At 67.0% G+C, this 22,200-nt stretch carries 25 protein-coding genes and 1 riboswitch; of the genes, 11 read left to right on the top strand and 14 right to left on the bottom strand.

Annotated features, from left to right (window positions below):
* Nucleotides 1–21: 21 nt before the first annotated feature.
* The 10 genes from CLV77_RS11440 to CLV77_RS11395 form a co-directional block, all read right to left on the bottom strand.
* The gene (locus tag CLV77_RS11440; protein ID WP_076981159.1) at nt 22–333 is read right to left on the bottom strand and encodes a putative quinol monooxygenase; all 312 of its coding nucleotides are present in this window, start codon (nt 331–333) and stop codon (nt 22–24) included.
* Nucleotides 334–485: 152 nt separating this feature from the next.
* Nucleotides 486–1,550, bottom strand: coding sequence for a DUF3618 domain-containing protein (locus tag CLV77_RS11435; protein ID WP_076980452.1), 1,065 nt, complete (start codon nt 1,548–1,550; stop codon nt 486–488).
* A complete protein-coding gene (locus CLV77_RS11430; protein ID WP_076980453.1) occupies nt 1,540–1,938 on the bottom strand; it encodes a phage holin family protein in 399 nt (132 codons plus the stop codon). Before CLV77_RS11430 ends, CLV77_RS11435 begins: the two co-directional genes overlap by 11 nt.
* Complete coding sequence (locus CLV77_RS11425; RefSeq protein ID WP_076980454.1) at nt 1,938–2,654, bottom strand: hypothetical protein; 717 nt, start codon at nt 2,652–2,654, stop codon at nt 1,938–1,940. Before CLV77_RS11425 ends, CLV77_RS11430 begins: the two co-directional genes overlap by 1 nt.
* A 292-nt stretch (nt 2,655–2,946) precedes the next feature.
* Nucleotides 2,947–3,780 carry a 3-oxoadipate:acetyl-CoA acetyltransferase gene (locus CLV77_RS11420; RefSeq protein ID WP_076980455.1) on the bottom strand — a complete coding sequence of 278 codons (834 nt, stop codon included), beginning with the start codon at nt 3,778–3,780 and terminating at the stop codon, nt 2,947–2,949.
* Nucleotides 3,781–3,782: 2 nt separating this feature from the next.
* A complete protein-coding gene (locus tag CLV77_RS11415) occupies nt 3,783–4,505 on the bottom strand; it encodes an alpha/beta fold hydrolase (protein ID WP_076980456.1) in 723 nt (240 codons plus the stop codon).
* Between the two features lie 43 nt (nt 4,506–4,548).
* The gene (pcaD, locus tag CLV77_RS11410) at nt 4,549–5,337 is read right to left on the bottom strand and encodes a 3-oxoadipate enol-lactonase (RefSeq protein WP_076980457.1); all 789 of its coding nucleotides are present in this window, start codon (nt 5,335–5,337) and stop codon (nt 4,549–4,551) included.
* Between the two features lie 161 nt (nt 5,338–5,498).
* The gene (locus CLV77_RS11405; protein WP_076980458.1) at nt 5,499–6,470 is read right to left on the bottom strand and encodes a threonine ammonia-lyase; all 972 of its coding nucleotides are present in this window, start codon (nt 6,468–6,470) and stop codon (nt 5,499–5,501) included.
* Nucleotides 6,455–7,330 carry an alpha/beta fold hydrolase gene (locus CLV77_RS11400; protein WP_076980459.1) on the bottom strand — a complete coding sequence of 292 codons (876 nt, stop codon included), beginning with the start codon at nt 7,328–7,330 and terminating at the stop codon, nt 6,455–6,457. The genes CLV77_RS11405 and CLV77_RS11400 overlap by 16 nt, the downstream gene beginning before the upstream one ends.
* Complete coding sequence (locus tag CLV77_RS11395) at nt 7,327–8,016, bottom strand: haloacid dehalogenase type II (protein ID WP_076980460.1); 690 nt, start codon at nt 8,014–8,016, stop codon at nt 7,327–7,329. Before CLV77_RS11395 ends, CLV77_RS11400 begins: the two co-directional genes overlap by 4 nt.
* Before the next feature lie 190 nt (nt 8,017–8,206).
* On the opposite strand from CLV77_RS11395, the gene CLV77_RS11390 reads away from it, so the two are divergent.
* Nucleotides 8,207–8,614 carry a DUF7282 domain-containing protein gene (locus CLV77_RS11390; RefSeq protein WP_076980461.1) on the top strand — a complete coding sequence of 136 codons (408 nt, stop codon included), beginning with the start codon at nt 8,207–8,209 and terminating at the stop codon, nt 8,612–8,614.
* Nucleotides 8,615–8,762: 148 nt separating this feature from the next.
* Here the strand turns inward: CLV77_RS11390 and CLV77_RS11385 are convergent, their stop codons facing one another.
* Genes CLV77_RS11385 through fabA form a run of 3 tightly spaced genes read right to left on the bottom strand, consistent with a single transcriptional unit; the run spans nt 8,763 to nt 11,340 of the window.
* A complete protein-coding gene (locus CLV77_RS11385; RefSeq protein ID WP_076980462.1) occupies nt 8,763–9,551 on the bottom strand; it encodes an enoyl-ACP reductase FabI in 789 nt (262 codons plus the stop codon).
* Nucleotides 9,552–9,557: 6 nt separating this feature from the next.
* Complete coding sequence (gene fabB / locus CLV77_RS11380) at nt 9,558–10,778, bottom strand: beta-ketoacyl-ACP synthase I (protein WP_076980463.1); 1,221 nt, start codon at nt 10,776–10,778, stop codon at nt 9,558–9,560.
* Nucleotides 10,779–10,824: 46 nt separating this feature from the next.
* A complete protein-coding gene (gene fabA, locus CLV77_RS11375) occupies nt 10,825–11,340 on the bottom strand; it encodes a bifunctional 3-hydroxydecanoyl-ACP dehydratase/trans-2-decenoyl-ACP isomerase (protein ID WP_076980464.1) in 516 nt (171 codons plus the stop codon).
* Between the two features lie 166 nt (nt 11,341–11,506).
* Between fabA and irr the strand changes: the two genes are divergently transcribed.
* Nucleotides 11,507–11,923, top strand: a complete 417-nt coding sequence (gene irr / locus CLV77_RS11370; protein WP_076980465.1) for a Fur family transcriptional regulator Irr — start codon at nt 11,507–11,509, stop codon at nt 11,921–11,923.
* A gap of 39 nt (nt 11,924–11,962) precedes the next feature.
* Here the strand turns inward: irr and CLV77_RS11365 are convergent, their stop codons facing one another.
* Nucleotides 11,963–12,829, bottom strand: a complete 867-nt coding sequence (locus CLV77_RS11365; protein ID WP_076980466.1) for a hypothetical protein — start codon at nt 12,827–12,829, stop codon at nt 11,963–11,965.
* Between the two features lie 175 nt (nt 12,830–13,004).
* Here CLV77_RS11365 and miaB point away from each other — a divergent pair, with 175 nt between their 5' ends.
* From miaB to trmB, 9 genes are all read left to right on the top strand, one after another.
* A complete protein-coding gene (miaB, locus tag CLV77_RS11360) occupies nt 13,005–14,333 on the top strand; it encodes a tRNA (N6-isopentenyl adenosine(37)-C2)-methylthiotransferase MiaB (RefSeq protein WP_076980467.1) in 1,329 nt (442 codons plus the stop codon).
* Nucleotides 14,334–14,545: 212 nt separating this feature from the next.
* Complete coding sequence (locus CLV77_RS11355; protein WP_233128028.1) at nt 14,546–15,178, top strand: OmpA family protein; 633 nt, start codon at nt 14,546–14,548, stop codon at nt 15,176–15,178.
* Between the two features lie 13 nt (nt 15,179–15,191).
* Nucleotides 15,192–15,488, top strand: a complete 297-nt coding sequence (locus CLV77_RS11350) for a hypothetical protein (RefSeq protein WP_076980468.1) — start codon at nt 15,192–15,194, stop codon at nt 15,486–15,488.
* Nucleotides 15,489–15,692: 204 nt separating this feature from the next.
* Nucleotides 15,693–16,709, top strand: coding sequence for a PhoH family protein (locus CLV77_RS11345; protein ID WP_076980469.1), 1,017 nt, complete (start codon nt 15,693–15,695; stop codon nt 16,707–16,709).
* The gene (ybeY, locus tag CLV77_RS11340) at nt 16,684–17,202 is read left to right on the top strand and encodes an rRNA maturation RNase YbeY (RefSeq protein WP_076981161.1); all 519 of its coding nucleotides are present in this window, start codon (nt 16,684–16,686) and stop codon (nt 17,200–17,202) included. Before CLV77_RS11345 ends, ybeY begins: the two co-directional genes overlap by 26 nt.
* Nucleotides 17,203–17,231: 29 nt before the next feature.
* Nucleotides 17,232–18,134, top strand: coding sequence for a transporter associated domain-containing protein (locus CLV77_RS11335; protein ID WP_076980470.1), 903 nt, complete (start codon nt 17,232–17,234; stop codon nt 18,132–18,134).
* Nucleotides 18,131–19,960 (top strand): apolipoprotein N-acyltransferase, encoded by a 1,830-nt coding sequence (lnt, locus tag CLV77_RS11330; protein ID WP_236860991.1) that lies wholly within the window; start codon nt 18,131–18,133, stop codon nt 19,958–19,960. Before CLV77_RS11335 ends, lnt begins: the two co-directional genes overlap by 4 nt.
* 32 nt (nt 19,961–19,992) lie before the next feature.
* Nucleotides 19,993–20,040, top strand: a riboswitch (SAM-SAH riboswitch).
* An 8-nt stretch (nt 20,041–20,048) separates the two neighbouring features.
* Nucleotides 20,049–21,230 (top strand): methionine adenosyltransferase, encoded by a 1,182-nt coding sequence (metK, locus tag CLV77_RS11325; protein ID WP_076980471.1) that lies wholly within the window; start codon nt 20,049–20,051, stop codon nt 21,228–21,230.
* 179 nt (nt 21,231–21,409) lie between these two features.
* Entirely contained in the window at nt 21,410–22,123 is a 714-nt protein-coding gene (gene trmB, locus CLV77_RS11320) for a tRNA (guanine(46)-N(7))-methyltransferase TrmB (protein WP_076980472.1), read from the top strand.
* Nucleotides 22,124–22,200 lie beyond the last annotated feature (77 nt).

Below are 22,200 nucleotides of genomic sequence, written 5' to 3'. Positions count from 1 at the left end.
GGGCACGGGCCACCCTGTGGGTCACGCCCCGTCCAGCCCCGTGATCCGGTAGCTGCGCGAGATATCGGCCGTGGCCCGGCCCCAAGCCGAGGCGCGGGCGCGGTCCTGATGGGCGCGAAAAGCCTTTGCGTCGCGAAAATGCTCTTCGACGGACCAGACAAAGGGATCGTCGGTCGGGGCTACCGTGAACGAAATGCACCCCGGCTCGGCCAATGTCAGGCGGACGTGTTCGGGCAGACGACGGCGGACGATCCGGGCGTACTGTTCAGAGGTGCAGATCAACTGTCCCGTCAGCTGAACGTCTCCGCATGCGTGACCTGTGCCATCAGTCATAGCCCTCTCCATCATGCCGGGAAGCATATGATACGGCGCCCCGCCATGCGCCGCACATAAAAAAACCGGGCCAAAAGGCCCGGTTTTCTCTGCCAGCTTCAGGGGCGGGCACCCGGCGCGTCTCTTCACAAGGGCCGCGCCGGTATCTTCGTTCAGATCTTGCCAAGCTTCTGCTTGTCGGCCTCGGATTTGGCCGCATCGGCAACGCGCTTGGCCGAGGATTTGGCCTTGGCTTCGACGCTTTCGACCACGCTCTTGCCATCGGGGATGGAGGAACGGGTCTCGTCGCGGGCCTCGCGGGCGATGGCCGTGGCCTCGTCCTTGGCGGCCTCGTAGACCTTCTGCGCCTTGACCTTCTCTTCTTCGTAGACGCGGCGCGCCTCGTCGAAGAGGTGGTCGGACTGGGTGCCGAAGGCTTCGTCTTCGCGCTGGGTGCGCGGCAGCAGGCTGCCGATCAGGGCACCCGTCGCCAGGGCAAGCGCCCCTGCGACCAGCGGCTGGCGGTCGTAGAAGTCGATCGCCGACGACTTGGCACGACGGGCGGTGTCCTCGGCGTGGCGCTGGGCCTCGTAGGCGCGGACGCGGGCACGCATCACCCGCTCGCGGGCCTCGGTGCTCATGTCCTCGGTGCCTTCCGAGATCCGCGACAGCAGATGTTGCGCCTTGCCCTTCACGGCGTCCGAGGTGCGGGTCCAGATGCCGGGACCTTCCGGCATCTCGCCGGTCTCGCCGCTATGACCGGCGGTGGTGCCGGCATAGGAGGGGGCCGAGTAGCGGCCGGTTGTGCCGCTGGCCTGCGAGCGCATCTCGCTGTCGGCCTTGGCGACGCGGCGGGTGAAATCACCCGCGTCCCGGTCGGACGGGTCGCGCAGGGTGCTGGAACGCATATCGCCGCCGTCATAGCCCATGGGGCGCGCGCCATAGCCGCGACGGTCCATATCATGGCCCGTGTCCTGGCCCGAGTTGCGGTTGCCCAGGATCATCCATGCGATGCCGACGCCGGCAAGGGCGATGGCCATGGGGTTTTCCTTGACCTTGCGGACGGCCTGATGGCCGATCTCGCCGCCATGTTCCTTCACACTTTCGGCGACGCCGCCGAACATGTTGTCGAAGGACAGGCGGTGCTGAAGGTTTTCGAGGGTGTGGGACAGGGCCGAACGCTCCTGCTCGATTTCCTGCTCGATCTGCTCAGGCGAACGGTCATGATTATGCGCCATGGTATGTCTCCTTAAGAACTTGTGTGTCACGCTTGACGTTGCGAACGGTGCGACGCGGCGTAAGATTGGTATTTTTCAGGTCGTTGACGCCCTTCATCGCGGCGAAGAAGGCGATGAGTGCCAGGCCGACGCCCACGATCAGGGCGGCCCAGCCGCCGTCGAGGCCGGCTTCGGTCAGGGCCGCGACTAGCGCGGCCGCCAGCACGTTGAGGGCAACCAGCGCCACGATGGCACCGGCCACGATCAGGCCGATCGCCGTGCCCATCGAGCTGAGGCGGGATTTCACCTCGGCCTTGGCAAGGTCGATCTCCTTACGGACAAGGCCGCTGACGTGGTAAAGCGCGTCGCTGACCAGCGAACTGGTGGATTTGGGAGAGTTGGGCTGCATCAGTGAATCTCCGTACGGGCGGGGACCTGGTATCCCTGCGATGCGGTGCGGCGCGACTGATAGCCGGTCCCGTCCGAGTTGCTTCCCGAAGCCTTGGCAAAGCGCGAGGCGGCAAAGCCCAGCAGGGCGGCACCACCAAGGAAGGCGGCCGGGTTGCGACGGGCGAAGTCGGTCGCGTCGGTGATCAGATCGCTGATGTCGCGATCGCGGATGGTGTCGGCCACGCCGGCAAGACCCGCGGCGATCTCGCTGACCGCGCGCTCCTGGGGGGAGCCGTCGCGCAGGTCGTCGGATGCCTTACGCAGGGCGTCGGCAACCTTGCCGGCCTCATTGGCGGCGGTGTTCTTGTAGGATTCGGCGCGGTCATGGGCCATGGACTTGGCGTCGCCGGCCAGGGTGCGGGCTTCGTCGCGGGCCTTGTCGGCCAGGTTCGAGGCGTGGCTCTTGGCTTCCTCGGCAGCGTCCGAGACGGCCTGCTTGGCGGTGTCGCGGGTCAGGCCCTTGTCCGCAGTCGCGCCGCCCTGGGCGGAGCTGCTGGGGGTGTGGGATGCGGCTTTGCCCGAGCTTTGGCCCGAGCTTTGGCCCGAGTTTTGGCCCGCGCTCTGGCCTGCGCCGGTGATCGGCTTGGCCGAGGTCGAGGTGCCGGCGGGCGGGTTATCGAGCGATTTCTTCGTCGAAGGATTGTTCGAAGCCGACGGGTTCTTGGGATCTGTCATTTTCTGTCTCCTTATGCAGGCAGCCGGCATTTCGGAGATCGGCAACGGGCACCCTGCACAACCCGGAGTTGCCGCAGGCATTGCCCGATCACGTTTCCGGCCATTGCTCAGCTAACGCGGCGACCGGATAAAAGTTTCATATTGTTGCAGCCGAACATCGCTTAATTTCGGCTTGAACCCGCCCATTCACACGCGGGGGAGGAGCGGGCGGCCGCGGCTTCGCGGCCAACCCGGGGAAACCGTTGATTTATTCGCGGCCAAGGGCAGCGCGACAGGCGGCGGTGGCCCCCATTCAGGCGGCGGGGCGCAGGCCCAGGATCTTGCGGGCCTGTTCGGTGGTGGCGACGGGGCGCTCGTATTTCTCGCACAGCTCCACCGCCCGGCGCACCAATGCCGCGTTCGACGGTGCCAGCGTCTCGCGGTCGAGGCGGACGTTGTCTTCCATCCCGGTGCGGGTGTGGCCGCCCGCGGCGATCGACCATTCGTTGACCCGGATCTGGTTGGGGCCGATGCCGGCGGCGCACCAGGCCGCGTCGGGGGCCCGGTCGCGCATGGTCTTCACGTAGAAATCGAAGACCTCCTTGTCGGCGGGCATGGCGTTCTTTACGCCCATCACGAACTGCACGTAGAGGGGCTTTTTCAGCTTGCCTGCCTCACCCATCGCGATGGCCTGGAGGATGTGCGACAGATCGAACGCCTCGATCTCGGGTTTGACGTCGTATTTCAGCATCTCCGAGGCGAGCCAGTCGATCAGCTCGGGGTCGTTCTGGTAGACGCGGTTGGGAAAGTTGTTCGAGCCCACCGAAAGAGAGGCCATGTCGGGCCGCAGGGAAAGCATGCCGCCCCGCTCGCGCCCGCTGCCCGAGCGGCCGCCGGTCGAAAGCTGCACGATCATGCCGGGGCAATGCTTTTCGATGCCTTCCTTCAGACGGCCGTAAAGCTCGGGGTCCGAGGTCGGCGTCTGATCGGGATTGCGCACGTGGCAATGGGCGATCGATGCTCCCGCCTCGAAAGCCTCGTGGGTGCTTTCGATCTGCTCCTCGATGGTCACGGGCACGGCCGGGTTGTCGGCCTTGGTGGGAACGGAGCCGGTGATTGCAACGCAGATGATGCAGGGATCGGACATGATCAAAGGGCCTCTGATATTGTGTTGAGCAGCGCCGCCAGCGTGGCGGGCTGAGAGAAAAATGGTGAATGCGCGCTATTGAGAGCATGCACATTCCCCGACGTAAAGTCTTTGGACAGGGTAAGCTGGTATTCCGGTGGAATGGTCCGGTCCTGGGTGCAGCGGATGTAGTGGCGGGGCAGGCGGTCCGCCCGGGGGGTGGGCCCGAGGGCCGTGGCCTGCGGCGCGACCGGTTGCGGGCGCAACTTTGCGTCGGCCAGGGCGCGCGCCTCGGGCGGGCAGTCATGGTAAAAGACCTCCTCCCGCATCTCCGGGCGCACGGTGAAGCTTTTGCCATCCTCGGCCAGCTTGACCGCCGGCATGAGGGGCTGGCGCGGGGCGGCGCGACGCAGGTCGACCAGGCTTTGTCCGGGCTTGGGGACGTAGGCGCACAGGTAGACCAACGCGCGGACCAGTTCGGGGGCCTCCTCGGCCGCGGCGGTGATCGGAAAGCCGCCCGCCGAATGGCCCAGCAGGATCGAGGGGCCGGCGCCGTCGTCCAGCGCCGCCACCACCGCATCGCGATAGGCCGCCAATGTCACCTGTCCGACAGGGGTGGCATCATCGCCCGCGCCGGGCAGGTCGATGGCCCGGGCGGCGTGACCAAGCGCCTCCAGCTCGGAAATCAGCATGTCCCAGCACCAGGCCCCGTGACAGGAGCCGTGGATCAGAAGAAACCGCGCCATGTCCTAGGATCCGGGCCGCTGGACGGATGGGGCCACGCGGGCCTCAGACATGGCCAGTCTCGCGCAGGAAGCCGGTCAGAACCCTTGCGTATTCCTCGGGGGAGTCGACACAAGGCAGATGCCCGCCGCCACGGATCAGGTGGAACTTAGAGCCGGGGATCAGGTCGGCCGTTTCGCGCACCAGGTCGGGCGGGGTCGATCCATCCTCGCTGCCTGCGATGGCCAGGGTCGGCAGGCGCAGCCCCGATGTCGGGGTCATGAAATCCGTCCCCGCGATCGCCTGGGAGCATCCGATATATCCCTGGGCCGGGGTGCGGGTCAGCATGTTGCGCCAGGCGTGCAGGGCGGGGGTTTCGCGGAATGCCTTCGGAAACCAGCGTTCCATGATCGAGTCCGCCAACGCCTCGACCCCGCCGGCCTCGATCGCCTGGATACGCTGCTGCCAGAGGTCGGCCGTCCCGATCTTGGCTGCGGTGTTCGAGATTACCATCGCGCGCACGAGGTCCATCCGCTTGACCGCCAGCCCCTGGGCGATCAGGCCGCCGATCGACAGGCCGACGAACAGACAATCCCTGACTTCCAGATGATCCAGAAGTTGCTCGGCATCGGTTACAAGCTGGCCCATCTTGTAGGGCGCGGGCGGGGCGTCCGACAGGCCGTGGCCGCGCTTGTCGTAGCGGATGATGCGCAGCCCCTTGGGCAGCAGCGGCAGGATCTGGTCCCAGAGCCGTAGGTCGCAGCCCAGAGAGTTGGCAAAGACCAGGGGGGCGCCATCGGGATCGCCATCCTCACGGTAATGGATCATCGTGCCGTTGATCGCTGCCATCTTCATCTTTGGGGCCTTTCTTCTTCGTATCTTGCGCGGGTGCCGGGCCGGTGATGCGCCGGGGATGCGCCGGGGCGGACGCCCTAATTTAGGGCTGCGACGGTCAGTCTGTGACCCGCGCCTGCGCCGGGTCAATGGCAAATGCCGCGGACGCGGGGCGGCTTGGCTCAGCCGTGCCGGTCCAGCGCCTGGCGGAAGACGGCGGGATCGACATTGCCGCCGGTGGCCACGGCGATCACTGCCTCGCCCGCGATCTCTTCAGGCCGGAAGAGGGCGGCGGCCAAGGCGGCGGCGCCCCCCGGTTCCAGAACGATGCGCAGCCGGGCGAAGGCCAGCGCCATGGCGCGCAGGCATTCATCTTCGCTGACGACAAGACCCGGACCGGCCAGGCGCGAGACCACCGGGAAGGTCAGCCGCCCCGGCTCGGGCGTCAGGATCGCGTCGCAGATGCTGCCGGAGGTGGCCGGGTTGCGGCAGATCCGCCCCTCGTCGAGCGAGCGGGCGAAATCGTCGAAGCCCTCGGGCTCGACCGTGCGGGGGCGCAGGCCGGGGGCGCGGGCCTCCAGCGCCAGGGCGATGCCCGACGTCAGGCCGCCACCGCCGCAACAGACCAGCACATCGCCCTCGGTCACCCCCTCCTCCTGCGCCTGGGCGGCGATTTCCAGGCCGACGCTGCCCTGGCCCGCGATCACCTGCGGATGGTCGAAGGGCGGGATGAAACTCAGCCCGTCGGCTTCGATCCGGTCGGCGGCAAGCAGGTCGCGATCCTCGGTCGCGCGGTCGTATAGGACCACCTCGGCCCCGAGGGCGCGGGTGTTGGCGATTTTGATCTCCGGCGCGTCCGAAGGCATGACGATGACCGCGCGCACCCCGTGGGCGGCCGCCGCCTTGGCGATCCCCTGGGCATGATTACCCGACGAGGTGGCCAGTACCCCGCGCGCCCGTTGCTCGGGATCAAGGGCGGTGATCGCGGCCCAGCCGCCGCGAAACTTGAACGAGCCGGTGTGTTGCAGGCACTCGGGCTTGACCAGCACGCGGCGGCCCGCGATCTCGTCGAGAAAGGGGGAGGACAGCAGCGGCGTGCGCCGCACATGTCCCTCGAGCCGCCGGTCGGCGGCCTCGATCAGGTTGATGTCCATCCGATTGCCTCCTTGAATTGTCGGATCGCGGCCAGGCTTTCGGCCTCGTCCATGAAGGGAACATGACCGCGGTCGGGCACCTCGGCGAAGATCATGTCGGGGCGACGGCGGCGCATCTCGGCTGCGGTGGCGGGCGACAGCAGGTCCGAGTTGGCGCCCCGGATCAGCGCCAGCGGCAGGCCCGCCATCGCCTCGAACAGCGGCCATAGGTCCACGGGACGATCAAGCGAGGGCAGCACCGCTTCGCGCAGGCGCGGGTCATAGTCGATGACCAGCCGCCCGGCCTTCTCGCGGTAATTGTGGCGCACCTCGTTCAGCCAGCGCGCGTGTGGCACGCCGACAAAGCCGCCGGCGATGCGCGCCCGCTCACGCGCAAGGGTGTCCATGTCGGTGGCGGCGGGATTGCGGCCCAAGTAGGCGCGGATATCCTCGATCCCCTTGGGCGCGATCTGGGGGCCCACGTCGTTGAGGCAGACCCCGGCCAGCCGCCCGGGCGCGGTGGCGGCCAGGAACATCGCGATCAGCCCCCCGCGCGATGTGCCCAGGATCGCCGCCCGTTCAAGCCCGAGGTGGTCGAGCAGTTCCAGCGCGTCGCGCGCCTCGGTCGGCACGCTGTAGGTGCCGGGATCGGCATAATCCGACCGGCCGCGCCCCCGGTAATCCAGCCGCAGGACCCGCCCCGGCCCAAGGTGGGGCAGGACATACTCGAAATCACGAGCGTTGCGGCTGAGCCCGGAGAGGCACAGCACGGGGACCATCGCGGGGTCGGGATGGCCCTGCGGGTGGGTGTCGTCATAAGCAAGGCCCACCCCGTCGCTGGCGGTGAAGCGGGCCGCCTGGGGGCTGGCCCCGCCCGTCACAGCCGGGCCGCCAGGTCCGGGATCGTGGTCAGATCGTCCAGCACGTTGCCCGGCGTCCAGGGCAGGCGGTCCATCGGCTCCTTCGCGCGGTTGACCCAGGCGGTGCGGAAGCCGTAGCCCGTCGCCGCCGCCGCGTCCCAGCCGTTGGACGAGACGAAAAGCACCTCGTCGGGCGCGCAGTCGAAGCGTTTGCCCACCAGGTCGTAGACCGAGGCGTGGGGCTTGAAGACGCCGACCGTCTCAACCGACAGCAGATCGTCCAACACTTCGCCCACGCCGGCCGAGTTCACAGCCGCCTCCAGCATCTCGGGGGATCCATTGGACAGGATCGCGGTGTTGTGGCCCGCCTCCTTCAGCGCCCGCAGCATCGTCGGCACCTCGGGATAGGCCGACAGCTCCCAGTAGAGGTCCAGCAGCCGCTGGCGCAGCTCGGGGTCGCCATCCATCCCCGATGCCTCCAGCGCCCAGTCGAGGGCGTTGCGCGTCACCTCGCCGAAATCGGCATGGGCCCCGGTCACGGCCCGCAGCCAGGTGTAGTTGAGTTGCTTCATCCGCCAGTCGAAAGCGATCTGCGGCCAATGGGGGGCGAAGGCCTCGCGGCCCGGTTCGGCGGCCGCCTCGCGCGCGGCGGCCGAGACGTCGAACAGGGTGCCGTAGGCGTCGAAGATGCAGGTGGTGATGGGCATGGGATCCTCCGCGGGGTTTTCGCCGACGATACACGACCCGAAGGGGGGTAAAACCCCCATCCTGCGCGGGGACGGGGCCGCTGCCCGGCGGGGCGCTCCGGGGCAGGTCGGAAAAAATTATGCGGGTGCCTGAAACTTCGCGCCCCGGCCCCTCGTGAGTGGAGGGACAAGCCAGCAAGGAGCCAGCTCAATGAAACTCATCGCTATCGCAGCCGCCCTCTCGACCACTCTTGCCGCACCGGCAATGGCCGAGCACCTGATCCTCAAGACCGAGGGCACCACCGTCAAGCACGTCGTGACCTTCCCGTCGGTCATGATCGACAAGGATGGCTACCTGACCATCCACGCCCTCAAGGACGGTCAGCCCGTCATCCCCGGTTCGATCGGCCATGTCGCCGTGAAGGCCGGCACGACCGAGAACGTGGAGGTCGAGATCATGGACGACGCGGTCGCGGGCACCGATTACATCGGCATGCTGCACTACGAGACAAACGACAACGACACCTACGATTTCGGCGAGGGTTCGACCGATGTCGACACCCCGGCGACCAAGGCCGATGGCAGCCCCTACGCGCTGCCGTTCACCGCGGGTAAGTAATGGTGCCGGCCAGTAAGGCCAACGTTCGCCGTTGCAAATTCCACGGGTGACGGCAACGGGCAGGGGCCCCGCGTGAAAACGCGGGGCCCCTGCTGCATTCCGGTGCGGCCCGGGGCGGGGATCGTTCCCGCCCGCCGGTCGCGGATCTTCAGATGTTCTCGGGCTGGTTCATGCCCAGGACGTGATAGCCGCCGTCGACACGCACGATCTCGCCGGTGGTGCAGGCGCCGTAATCCGACGCCAGCCAGACGGCAGTGCCGCCCACGGCCTCAAGCGTCGCGTTCGAGCGCAGGGGCGCGTTCATCTCGGTCTGCCGGTAGGTCTTGCGCGCGCCACCAATGGCCGCGCCAGCCAGCGTCTTCATCGGTCCGGGCGAGACGGCGTTGACGCGAATGCCCTCGGGTCCCAGATCGTTGGCCAGATAGCGCACGGTCGATTCCAGCGCCGCCTTGGCCACGCCCATCACGTTGTAGAAGGGCGTCACCCGGTTCGAGCCCTGATAGGTCAGGGTCAGGATGGTGCCGCCCTCGCTCATCATCGGGCGCGCACGCCGCGCCACGTCGATCAGCGAGTAGCACGAGATCGCCAGCGAGTTCTTGAAGTTCTCGCGGCTGGTGTTGATGAACCTGCCCGTCAGCTCGGCCTTGTCGGAAAAGGCGATGGCATGCACGACGAAATCCAGCCGGTCCCAATGGGTGCCGAGGGTCTCGAACGCGGCATCCAGCGAGGCGTCGTCGGTCACGTCCACATCCACAAGGATGTCCGAACCGACCGAGGCGGCCAGCGGCTCGACCCGCTTGCCGAAAGCCTCGCCCTGATAGGAAAACGCAAGCTCGGCGCCCTCAGCGGCCATCTGGCGGGCGATGCCCCAGGCGATCGAGCGTTCGTTCGCGACGCCCATGATCAGGCCCCGCTTGCCCTTCATCAGTTCAGCCATGTCCGGTTATCCGTTGTACTTGCTGAGAGCCAGCGATGCGTTGGTGCCGCCGAAGCCGAACGAGTTCGACAGGATCGTGTCCAGCTTGGCCTCGCGGGTCTCGGTCACGATCTCATCGGCGCGCAGGGCGGGATCAAGCTCGGTGACGTTGATCGAGGGCGCGATGAAGTCGTTTTCCATCATGATCAGCGAATAGATCGCCTCGTGGACGCCGGTCGCGCCAAGGCTGTGGCCGGTCATCGACTTGGTGGACGAGATCGGCGGGTGCTTTTCGCCGAAGACGCGACGCACGGCCTCGACCTCGGTCACATCGCCCGCTGGGGTCGATGTGCCGTGGGCGTTGATGTAGTCGACCTTGCGATCGCCCAGATCCTTGATCGCCAGACGCATGGACCGCTCGCCGCCCTCGCCCGAGGGGGCAACCATGTCGTGGCCGTCCGAGGTGGCGCCGTAGCCCGTGACCTCGGCGTAGATCTTGGCACCGCGGGCCAGAGCATGCTCCAGCTCTTCCAGCACGACGACACCGCCGCCGCCAGCGATCACGAAGCCGTCGCGGGTTGCGTCGAAGGGGCGCGAGGCCTTTTCGGGCGTGTCGTTATACTTCGAGGACATGGCGCCCATCGCGTCGAACAGGCACGACAGGGTCCAGTCGACCTCCTCGCCGCCGCCGGCGAAGACGATGTCCTGCTTGCCCATCTGGATCTGCTCGGTGCCGTTGCCGATGCAATGGGCACTGGTCGAGCAGGCCGAGGTGATCGAGTAGTTGATGCCCTTGATCTTGAAGGGCGTCGCCAGACAGGCGCTGTTGGTCGAGCTCATGCAGCGGGTGACCATGAAGGGACCCATCCGCTTGGGCGCGCCCTTTTCCTTGACCGTCTGGAAGGCGGTGAAGAAGTTCGAGGTCGACGGACCGCCCGAGCCCATGATCAGGCCGGTCATCGGGTTCGAGACATCCTCGGGGCTGAGGCCGCTGTCCTTGACCGCCTGCTCCATCGCCAGGAAGTTGTAGGCGGCACCCGGCCCCATGAAGCGCAGCTGACGCTTGTCGATGTGATCCTCGAGCACGATGTCGGGCACGCCGGCGATCTGGCTGCGGAAGCCGTGTGCGGCATATTCCGGCTCGGCGGTGATGCCCGACCGTCCGGCCCGCAGGCTCTCGGTCACTTCGTCGATGCTGTTTCCGATGGGGGAGATGATGCCCATCCCGGTAATGACCACACGGCGCATGTCCGTCCTCCTCTGCCCCTGGGGGCGGTTGTTCGCGTTCAAGCGGTCAGCCTTCCTGATCCTGGAACAGGCCGACCTTCATGTTTTCCGTGGTGTAGATCTCTTCACCGTCGGCCAGCATGCGACCGTTGGCGATGCCCATCTTGAGCCGCCGGTCGATGACCCGGGTGAAATCCACGTGATAAGTGACAAGCTTGGTCTCGGGGGTGACCATGCCGGTGAACTTGACCTCGCCCACGCCCAGGGCGCGGCCGCGCCCCTGCATGCCGCGCCAGCCCAGGTTGAAGCCGGTCAGCTGCCACAGCGCGTCCAGGCCAAGACAGCCGGGCATCACCGGGTCGCCGGGGAAATGGCAGGCGAAGAACCAAAGGTCGGGGTCGATGTCGAACTCGGCCACGACGTGGCCCTTGCCGTGCAGGCCGCCATCGGCGCTGATGTCCGTCACGCGGTCCATCATCAGCATCGGCGGTTCCGGCAGCTGGGGGTTGCCCTCGCCGAAAAGCTCGCCGCGCGCGCAGGCAAGCAACCCGTCCTTGTCGAATTGTCTGGGGTAGTCGGCCATTATGTCCTGCCTCGTGAAAACCGCTCGTTCGTCGATCCCTCTAGCATCGCGTCAACTTGCAGGGCAAGTGCGCTGACCTGCCCCCCTCGCTTGAAAAGATTTGAATACGCCGGGTCCGAGGCCTTATATGTGGCATCAAGGACGGCTTTTAACCCGGACGGTGAAAATGACATCCGAAGCGATTGAACTGGGAACCGCATGGCTCCGCGCGGGCGGTTTGCGCCCGACACGGCAGCGCCGGGCGTTGGCCGCGCTTCTGGTGGGCGACGGCAAGGATCGGCATGTCACCGCCGAAAGTCTTTATGCGGCATGTGAGCGCGCGGGCGAAAGCGTGTCGCTGGCGACCGTCTACAACACGCTGCGGGCCTTCTGCGACGCCGGCCTGATGCAGGAGGTCGCGGTCGAGGGGTCGAAATCCTATTTCGACACCCGCATGGACAACCATCCGCATTTCTTCTGGGAAGATACCGGCGCCCTGGTCGACGCCCCGGCCAACGCGCTGGAAATCACGCGCCTGCCCCAGGCCCCCGAGGGAGCCGAGATCGCGCGGGTCGATGTGGTGATCCGCCTGCGCAAGGCCTGAGCCGGGGTTTCGTCCCCCAGGCCCGGCCGGACGCCGCGCTCAGAACCACTGGCCGGGTTCGATCAGGCCAAGATCCAGCAGCTGCTGTGAGTTCCATTCGAACCTGGTCGAGTTGTACCAGGTGAAATCATAGATATCGAAAGTGCTGCCCGGGTTCAGCTTCAACGCCTTGGCTGTCCGGAACGAACAGATCGCCGCCGTCAGGTTGTTGTGCCACGGGCAGGCGAATGTGTTGTATTCCTCTATGTTGAACGTGTGGTTCTCTAAAAGGGCCAGGCCGGGTTTTGACCGGAAGAGCGCGATGCGGTCGATCTTGCGCTTGGCCACGGGGATATGCTCCTCGAAGCGCCAGCGCAGACCTCCGAAGAAATCAAGCTGACGTTCCTTGGGATAGCCGTGATTGTCCGGATCCGGGCGCGCCAGCGCGTAATAGCCCGACTTGTCGAGATGGGCATCCTCAAGCGAGACCGCCGTCTCGTTGCTGCCCAGGTCCGAGGCATAGAGGTCCAGCGTGTAGCACAGCACCGAGTCCCGCCGCTCTTCGGTGTTGAAGATCAGCATCTCGCGGGCGCTGCGCGTCTCGCAATAGGGAAAAAACAGGTATTCCGAGTTGTAGCAGTAATACATCCAGATCCCCGGCGCATCGGCGATGATCCGGTTGATGACCTGGAACGGGGTCTCCAGCGCGAAATTGTAGCCGATGCGCTCGACCTCCTCCTCGAGGTGGCGGGGCAGCTTCAGTTCCGGCGGGGCGAAGACCAGGGGGCGCTGAAAGCCCAGGTCCAGGTGGTGGCGGATGGTGCTGTCCACCTCGACCAGATCCTCGACGAAGATCATGCACAGCGGCCCTTTTTCCCGCTCGAGGCGCGGCGAGGACAGGAAGGCGTTCAGATCGCGGTGCGGCATGCGGGGTCCCGATGTTCAGCTTGTTCCTGAATGGGCCAGGCGCGGGCGCATTTCAAGCCTCGTGGCTGCGCTGTGCCCGGGCGTGCCTGTGAGGCGCCCCGCCCGGCGCGCCCACGTTGCGGTGTCGCCCCGCTTTGGTGTATGCCCCCGATCTGATTACCACGGGAGCCGGATCATGGGCGAGGCCAAGAAGCTTTTCATCAAGACCTACGGGTGCCAGATGAACGTATACGACAGCGAGCGCATGGCCGAGGCGCTGGGCGGGGCGGGCTATGTCGCCACCGACCGGGCCGATGACGCGGACATGATCCTTCTCAACACCTGCCACATCCGCGAGAAGGCCGCCGAGAAGGTCTATTCCGAACTGGGCCGCCTCAAGCCCCTGAAGGCCGAGCGGCCTGACCTGAAGATCGGTGTCACCGGCTGCGTCGCCCAGGCCGAGGGCGAGGAGATCATGCGCCGGCAGCCGCTGGTCGATCTGGTTGTCGGCCCCCAAAGCTACCATCGCCTGCCACAGATGGAGGCCCGTGTCGCCGAGGGGCACAAGGCCCTCGACACCGATTTCCCCGAGGAAGACAAATTCGAGACGCTGCAGAAACGGCCCCGGGCCGCGCGCGGCCCCTCGGCCTTTCTGACGGTGCAGGAGGGGTGCGACAAGTTCTGCGCCTTCTGCGTCGTGCCCTACACCCGGGGTGCCGAGGTTTCGCGCCCCGCCGCCCGCATCCTGTCGGAGGCCCGCGATCTGGTTTCGCGCGGGGTGCGCGAGGTGACGCTGCTGGGCCAGAACGTCAATGCCTACCACGGCGCCGCCCCCGAGGGGGAAGGCCCCTGGTCGCTGGCCGACCTGGCCCGCGGCCTGGCCGCGATCGAGGGGCTGGAACGGATCCGCTATACCACGTCCCATCCCAACGACATGGCCGATGATCTGATCCAGGCCCATGCCGATTGCGACAAGCTGATGCCCTATCTGCACCTGCCGGTTCAGTCCGGATCGGACCGGATCCTGAAGGCGATGAACCGCAAGCATACCGCCCGGCAATACCTGGACCTGATCGCCCGCATCCGCGCGCGCCGGCCCGACATCATGCTGTCGGGCGACTTCATCGTCGGCTTCCCCGGCGAGACCGACGAGGATTTCGAGCAGACCCTCGCCCTGATCGAGGCGGTCAACTACGGGCAGGCCTATTCGTTCAAATACTCGCCCCGTCCCGGCACCCCCGCCGCCGAGCGTGCCGGCCATGTCGACGACGCGGTCGCAACCGAGCGTCTGCGCCGCCTCCAGGCCCTGCTTGAGCGCCAGCAGAAGGCGGTCCAGCAGGCGATGGTCGGCCGCGAGGTCGGCGTCCTGTTCGAGAAACCCGGCCGGATGCCCGGCCAGATCGTCGGCAAGTCCGATTACCTCCACGCCGTCCACGTGCCCGGTCCGCAGGACCTGATCGGCCAGGTGCGGCGCGTCAGAATCGTGGAAAGCACCAGCAATTCGCTGGCCGGTGAACTGATCTGAAATTCCTGAAAAATCAGGAATGTGGCAAAAACTTGGCCGGGGTGCGGACAATGGGCGCGAACGGGCGGTGATGTTTCCCGATCAGCAACTATACAAGGCAGAAATACCTTCACTTTGGCACGAAAACCGCTAAACTTTTCCGCAATGGGCCGCGACCTCCGGGGGGAGGGTTGGGTGGTCTTTCCCAATGGTTTGGCAAAGGAATTTTCGCTGTGCTGAATAAGATGTTTTCCGCCATCGGCGCATCCACGGGGGGGGTGCTGGCCGCGGCGACGATTGCGGTCCTGCTGCCCGCCTCGGCCGCAACGGCCCACGAGGATGCGTCCATCGGCCGTCATACCCACCGCACCGTCGCGACCGCGAACGGCCGCGCCAAGGTCGTCGACGGCGAGCGCTACAAGCCGACAATCTGGGTCGATCCCGACGGTTGCCAGCACTGGGTGATGGACGACGGGGCCGAGGGGTACATGACCCCCAACGTCACCCGCGACGGCATTCCGGTCTGCAACCGGGGCAACGCCTGCATGGTGCTGAACACCGACCAGCATTTCGCCACCGACAGCTACCGGCTCAATGCGGCGGGTCGTTCCAAGCTGGCGAGTTTCTTCCGGTCCGCCAAGGCCAGCGCCTACGTGGTGGTCGGCCACACCGACAGCCGGGCCAGCGACGCCTACAACATGCGCCTGGGCCTGAACCGGGCCCGCGCCGCTGCTGCCGTCGGCCAGTCGGTCGGCGCCCGCATTGCAGATATCCGCAGCTTCGGCGAGCGGATGCCCAAGGCAACCAACGCGACGGTGCAGGGGCGCGCCCAGAACCGCCGCGTCGAAATCATGTGCATTCGCTGAGAGGATGAGACAAATGCGTATCGTTAAAGGCACCGTGCTCGTCCTTGTCGCCGCCAGCCTCGCCGGCTGCGTCTCGAAGCAGAACAAGACCGTCGACCGCTTCGTGGACTCCAAGGACCTCAGCCAGCTGCAGGCCGGGATCTGGATCGATCCCCATGGCTGCGACCACTGGATCATCGACGACGGGTTCGAGGGCTACCTGTCGCAGCGGCTGGACAAGTACGGCAAGCCCGTCTGCTCGGGCGCCGCGCCGGCCAACACCGCCATCGGCAAGTTCAAGTCGGGCAGCCCGGTCGCCGACCAGATCTGATCGCGACCGACAGGCCGCGCATCTTGAGGACCCCGCCGGGCAACCGGCGGGGTTCTTGCGTTCCGGAAGGTGCGGGCGGGGCAGGGCCGGGGAAGGGCGGCGCCGCCCATTGGCAAGGAACTGCCCCGCGGCGCATAGGACGGCTTGCGGCGGGGCGCGAAGCAGGGCACCATTGCCTGACACGCCAACCGCACGGAGCAGGCATTGGGAATCGACACCCTGACCCCCGAACCCCCTCAGGATCAGGCCGACACGCCTCGGCTCGAGTTCCCGGACAATCGCCTTCTGATCGAGCTTTGCGGCGAATTCGACAGTCATCTCGCGCATCTTGAAACCGCGCTCGGCGTGCAGGTCGTGCGCCGGGGCAACCAACTTGAGGTCGCCGGCGAACCCGCCGCGCGCGCCAAGGCGCTCGAGGTGCTTCGCGGCCTCTACCAGCGGCTGGAAAGCGGCAAGGCGGTGGATGTGGGCGTGATCGACGCCATGATCCGCATGGGCGCCGAAAGCGACAGCCAGTCCCGCGACGGCGATCAGCTTGAGATGTTCAAGGGCGGCGAGATCGAGATCAAGACGCGCAAGAAGTCGGTCGAACCGCGCACGGCGGCACAGAAGGCCTATGCCCGTGCGCTTTTCGACAACGAGCTTGTCTTCGGCATCGGCCCCGCCGGCACCGGCAAGACCTATATCGCGGTGGCCGCGGCGGTGAACATGTTCATCGGCGGCCATGTCGACCGGATCATCCTGTCGCGCCCGGCTGTGGAGGCCGGCGAGAAGCTGGGCTACCTGCCCGGCGACATGAAGGACAAGGTCGATCCCTACATGCAGCCGCTCTACGACGCGCTGAACGATTTCCTGCCCGGCAAGCAGCTGGCCAAGATGATCGAGGAGAAGCGGGTCGAGATCGCGCCGCTGGCCTTCATGCGCGGCCGCACCCTGTCCAACGCCTTCGTGGTGCTGGACGAGGCGCAGAACGCCACGTCGATGCAGATGAAGATGTTCCTGACCCGCCTTGGCGAGGGTTCGCGGATGGTCATCACCGGCGACCGCACCCAGGTCGACCTGCCGCGTGGCGTCCAGTCGGGCCTTGCCGACGCCGAGCGGCGGCTGGGCGGCATCGACCGCATCGCCTTCAACTATTTCAGCGCCAAGGACGTGGTTCGCCACCCGCTCGTGGCCCGGATCATCGAAGCTTATGATGCTACCGACACCGACGCCGGTTGACGCCCTGATCGAGGACGACCGCTGGTGCGCACTGGGGCTTGAGGATCTGGCCGCCCGCGCCGCCGGCGCCGTGCTGACGCATCTCGACCTGGATCCCGAGGAATTCGAGATCAGCCTGCTGGGCTGTGATGACGCGCGCATCGCCGTTCTGAACGAGGAGTTTCGGGGCAAGCCCGCACCCACCAACGTGCTGAGCTGGCCGGCCGAGGATCTGGCCCCCGAAAGCCCCGGCGCCATTCCGCCGCCCCCCGAACCGATGTTCGACGGCGCGTTAGGTGACATCGCCATCGCCTATGACACCTGCCTGCGCGAGGCCGAGGAACAGGGCAAACCGCTGGAAAACCACCTGCTGCACCTGCTGGCGCATGCGACGTTGCACCTGCTGGGCTATGACCACGAGACGGACGAAGATGCCGCAGTGATGGAACGTCTCGAGCGGGAAATACTTGTTTCCCTGGGTGTGCCTGATCCATATTCAGGCCAGACGGCCTGAGAGGCCGGTGAAATTTGGACAAGGATGAGATGGGCGACCAGACCGACGGCTCTTCTAGCGCAGCGCTGAGCGCGCAGGATGACGACAGCGATACCGAACAGCGTGGCCTCTGGCAGCGTTTCGTATCAACGATTTCCGGCTCGGACACGGGCGATGACGGGGCCGAGGGCGACCGCGAGAAGGAAAACGCGGACCCGCATGCCACCGACAGCATGGGCATACTGAACCTGCGCCGGATGCGGGTCGAGGATGTGGCCATTCCCAAGGTCGAGATCGTGGCGGTCCCCAACACCATCAAGAAGGAAGAACTGGTCGACGTGTTCCGCGAAAGCGGCTTCACCCGCCTGCCGGTCTACAAGGGCACGCTGGACACGCCGATGGGCTTTGTTCACCTCAAGGACCTGGCCCTGCGCCACGGGTTCAGCGCCAATGGCACCAAATTCTCGCTCAAGGCCATGCTGCGGCCGCTGCTCTACGCGCCGCCCTCGATGGGCACGGGTGTGCTGCTTCAAAAGATGCAGTCCGAGCGGATCCACATGGCCCTTGTCATCGACGAATACGGCGGGGTCGACGGGCTGGTCACGATCGAGGATCTGATCGAGACCGTGATCGGCGAGATCGAGGATGAGCACGACCTGACCGAGGGGCCGCTCTGGCGCCGCGACAAGCAGGGCGGCTACGTCGTCGATGCCCGCGCACCGCTCGACGAGTTCGAGGCCGAGATCGGCGTCAAGCTGGGCAGCCCCGAGGCCGACGAGGATGTCGACACGCTGGGCGGGCTGGTCTTCATGATGACCGGCCGGGTTCCCGTGCGCGGCGAGATGGTTCCCCATCCCACTGGCGCCGAGTTCGAGGTCGTCGATGCCGATCCCCGCCGCCTGAAACGGCTGCGCGTCCGGCTTCCCGGCGCGTTGGAAGACGGCGCGGCGTGAGCGACGGCCAGGGGCCCAGCAGCAGCGGCACCCGGGGAGCTAACCCGGGCGCGCCCGATATTTCCGAGGCCGCGCCCGGAGCCGAAGGGCAGGGGGCGTCAATCGACGCGCCTCCCACCGACACCGTTACCCCCGAGGTGGCGCCCGAGGCGGGCGACCCACCCCCTTTCGCACCCGATGAGCGGCTCGAGCCGTTGGAAGACTCCGACCCCACTGACCCCACCGACCCCTCGGACGGGTCGGAATGGACGATCATCCCCGACCCGGGCCGTCCTCCCCGCCGCGATGCGAGCAACAGCGCCACGCGGGTCGACACCGCGCCCCCGAGGGCGCGCCGGGGCTGGACCCGCTGGCGCCGTCCGATCTTCCTGGTGCTCTGTGGTGCGGCACTGGCCGCCGGCCAGGCACCTTTCGGGCTCTGGCCTCTGGCGCTGCTGGGACTGGTCGGCATCTTCGCGATCTTCTCCGCCCGCCGTCCCCTGCGCGACGGTCTGACCTTCGGTGCGTCCTATTTCGGCCTGTCGCTGACCTGGATCGTCGAGCCTTTCCTGGTCGACATCGCCCGCCACGGCTGGATGGCCCCCTTTGCCCTGATCCTCCTGGCGCTGGGGCTTGGCCTGATCTGGGCGGTGGCCTTCCGGGCGGCCGCCTGGCTGAAGGCGGGGCCGGTGGGGCTTGCGGTCTGCCTGGGCGCGGTCGAGCTTTTCCGCGCCTATGCGATGACGGGCTTTCCCTGGAATGCCATTTCCTACATCTGGCTGGACACGGCGCCGATGCAGCTGGTCTCGCTGATCGGTCCCCACGGGCTGACGCTGGCGACGCTGCTGGCGCTGGCGGCCCCCGTGACCGCGGCGCGCGCCAGCTCGCGCGCGGCCCTGGGGCCGACGCTTCTGCTGCTGCCGGCGCTGGTCGGCGCGGGCATGTGGGTCGGGGCCGAACCCGTGACCGGGACCACCCTCACCGCCAACAGCCCGATCGTGCGCCTGGTCCAGCCCAACGCCACCCAGCGCCGCAAATGGGACCCCGAGTGGATCCCCGTCTTCTTCGACCGGCTGATCGAACTCAGCGCCGCCGCGCCCCAGGATCCGCGCGCCCCCCGTCCCGACCTGGTGATCTGGCCCGAGACCGCGATCGCCTACGACCTGGAAGGGTCCGAGCAACTGCGCCGCACCATCGTCGACGCCGCCGGCGGCGTGCCCGTTGCCCTTGGCTACCAGCGGCGCGAGGCGGGCCGGTTCTACAACTCGCTGGGCGTCCTCTCGCCTTCGGGCGAGCTGGGCGCCCGCTACGACAAGCAGCATCTGGTCCCCTTCGGGGAATACGTGCCCTTCGGCAGCTGGCTGTCGCGCCTGGGCATCCGGGGCCTGGCGCAGGTGGCCGAGCAGGGGTTCAGCCCCGGTCCCGGCCCGACCAGCCTGCGTCTGGGCAAGCTGGGCCGCGCCCTGCCGCTCATCTGTTACGAGGCCGTCTTTCCCGACGATCTGCGCACCGGCGGGCCGCGCCCCGACTGGATCCTCCAGGTCACGAACGATGGCTGGTTCGGCCGCTTCACCGGCCCCTATCAGCACCTGGCCCAGGCCCGGATCCGCGCGATCGAGCGGCGCCTGCCGATGGTGCGCGTCGCCAATACCGGCGTCAGCGCGGTGATCGACGCGCGCGGCCGGGTGCTGGCCTCTCTGCCGCTGGGCGCGCAGGGATTCCTCGATCAGCGCCTGCCGCCTGCCGCCCCGGACGAGACGACCTATGGCAAAAGCGGCGACTGGCCGATGGTGCCGGCCTATCTGCTGCTTGGAGGGCTGCTGCTCTGGCGTCGCCTTTCACGTTGACGCGGAGCCTCTAGCCCCATATTCCGGCATCTGTTCCGCCACAACGGCTTCCTGACGTGGCGGTGAAACCCAATGGAGCACTTTTTCAATGTCCCGACAGAACTATATCTTCACTTCGGAATCCGTTTCCGAGGGCCACCCGGACAAGGTCTGCGACCGCATTTCCGACGCCGTCCTTGACGCCTTCCTCGACCAGGAACCCGAAGCGCGCGTCGCCTGCGAGACCTTCGCCACCACCAACCGCGTGGTCATCGGCGGCGAGGTGGGCCTGTCGGACAAGAGCAAGCTCAAGGAATACCTTGGCCGGATCGAGCAGATCGCCCGCGACTGCGTGCGCGACATCGGCTACGAGCAGGACGCCTTCCACTGGAAGACCCTGACCGTCGACAACCTGCTGCACGAACAGTCGGCCCATATCGCCCAAGGCGTCGATTCCTCCAATGACAAGGAAGAGGGCGCCGGCGACCAGGGCCTGATGTTCGGCTATGCCATCGACGAGACCGAAGAGCTGATGCCCGCCCCGATCCACTACAGCCACGCCATCCTGCGGCGTCTGGCCGAGGTGCGCAAAAGCGGCGCCGAGCCCGCCCTGGGCCCCGATGCCAAGTCCCAGCTGACCGTGCGCTACGAGAACGGCCGCCCCGTCGGCGTAACCTCACTGGTGCTTTCGACCCAGCACATGGACCCGGACCTCAGCTCTGCCGATGTCCGCGCCATTGTCGAGCCCTACATCACCGAAGTTCTGCCCGAGGGCTGGCTGAGCGACGAGACCGAGTGGTGGGTCAACCCCACCGGCAAGTTCGTCATCGGCGGCCCCGATGGCGACGCGGGCCTGACCGGGCGCAAGATCATCGTCGACACTTACGGCGGTGCCGCGCCCCACGGCGGCGGCGCCTTCTCGGGCAAGGATCCCACCAAGGTCGACCGCTCGGCCGCCTATGCCGCGCGCTACCTGGCCAAGAATGTGGTTTCGGCCGGGCTTGCCCGCCGCTGCACCATCCAGCTTTCCTATGCCATCGGCGTCGCCCGGCCCCTGTCGATCTACGCCGACACCCACGGCACGGGCGAGGTTGACGAATCCCGGATCGAGAAGGCGGTGAACGAGGTCATGGACCTCACCCCCCGTGGCATTCGCGAGCATCTGGGCCTCAACCGTCCCATCTATCAGCGCACCGCGGCCTACGGCCATTTCGGCCGCGCCCCCGAGGCGGATGGCGGCTTCTCCTGGGAACGCCGCGACCTGGCCGAGGCGCTGAAAGCCGCCGTCTGACGGGACCCGAGCCACGACCCCGGCCCCAGGCCGGCAAAAGATCAGGAAGGCGGGCGGTCCGGGACAGGGCCGCCCGCCTTCTTCTTTCGCAATGCTGCCCCGCGCCGCCGGCCGCCCTTGACGGCGCCCGCCCCGGCCATGCTAAAGGCCCGGTTCGCAGATGACAGGGCAGAATTGACATGACCGACCGGACCTCACCCTCGGGCGCGCCGTGGCGCAACTTCTACGGCCGGCGCAAGGGCAAGGGCCTGCGCGACAGCCAGAAGACCTATCTGGACGAGGATCTGGCGAAACTCTCCCCCGGCGCTGTCGACTGGGACGTCAACCCCGACCGCCGGCCCCTCGATCTCAAGGCCCTCTTCGGCGACCGCCCCCTCTGGCTCGAAATCGGCTTCGGAGGTGGCGAGCATCTCGTCCACCAGGCCGCCTCCAACCCCGATGTCGGCATCATCGGCGCCGAGCCCTACGTCAACGGCGTCGCCATGCTGCTGGGCAAGATCCGTCGCGCCGGGGTCGAGAACCTTGCGATCCACCCTGGCGATGCGCGCGACCTCTTCGACGTGCTCCCCGAGGGATCCGTCCAGCGCGCCTTCCTGCTCTACCCCGACCCCTGGCCCAAGGCGCGCCACCACCGCCGCCGCTTCGTCACGCCCGAGCATCTCGAACCGCTCGCCCGGCTGATGCCCCGGGGCGCGATCCTGCGGGTCGCCACCGACATCGAGGATTACGTCCGCCAGACTCTGCTCGAAGTGCCCCGCGCCGGCTTCGAATGGCTGGCCGAAGGCCCCGAGGATTGGCGTCAGCCCTGGGCCGACTGGATCCCCACCCGCTACGAGCAGAAGGCCCTGCGCGAAGGGCGCACGCCCCATTACCTGACCTTCCGCCGGACCTGAGGCGCGCCCGCCTTTCATTGTCGCGAAAATATCCCCGCCGGAGGCATCCGCACCTGTCCGGCCCTGTGCCGCCCCGG

The organism is Brevirhabdus pacifica (assembly GCF_002797755.1).
In the GTDB taxonomy this organism is placed as follows: Bacteria; Pseudomonadota; Alphaproteobacteria; order Rhodobacterales; family Rhodobacteraceae; genus Brevirhabdus; species Brevirhabdus pacifica.
Note: the sequence above shows the minus strand (reverse complement) of the source record. Positions and strands in the feature narration are given on the sequence as shown.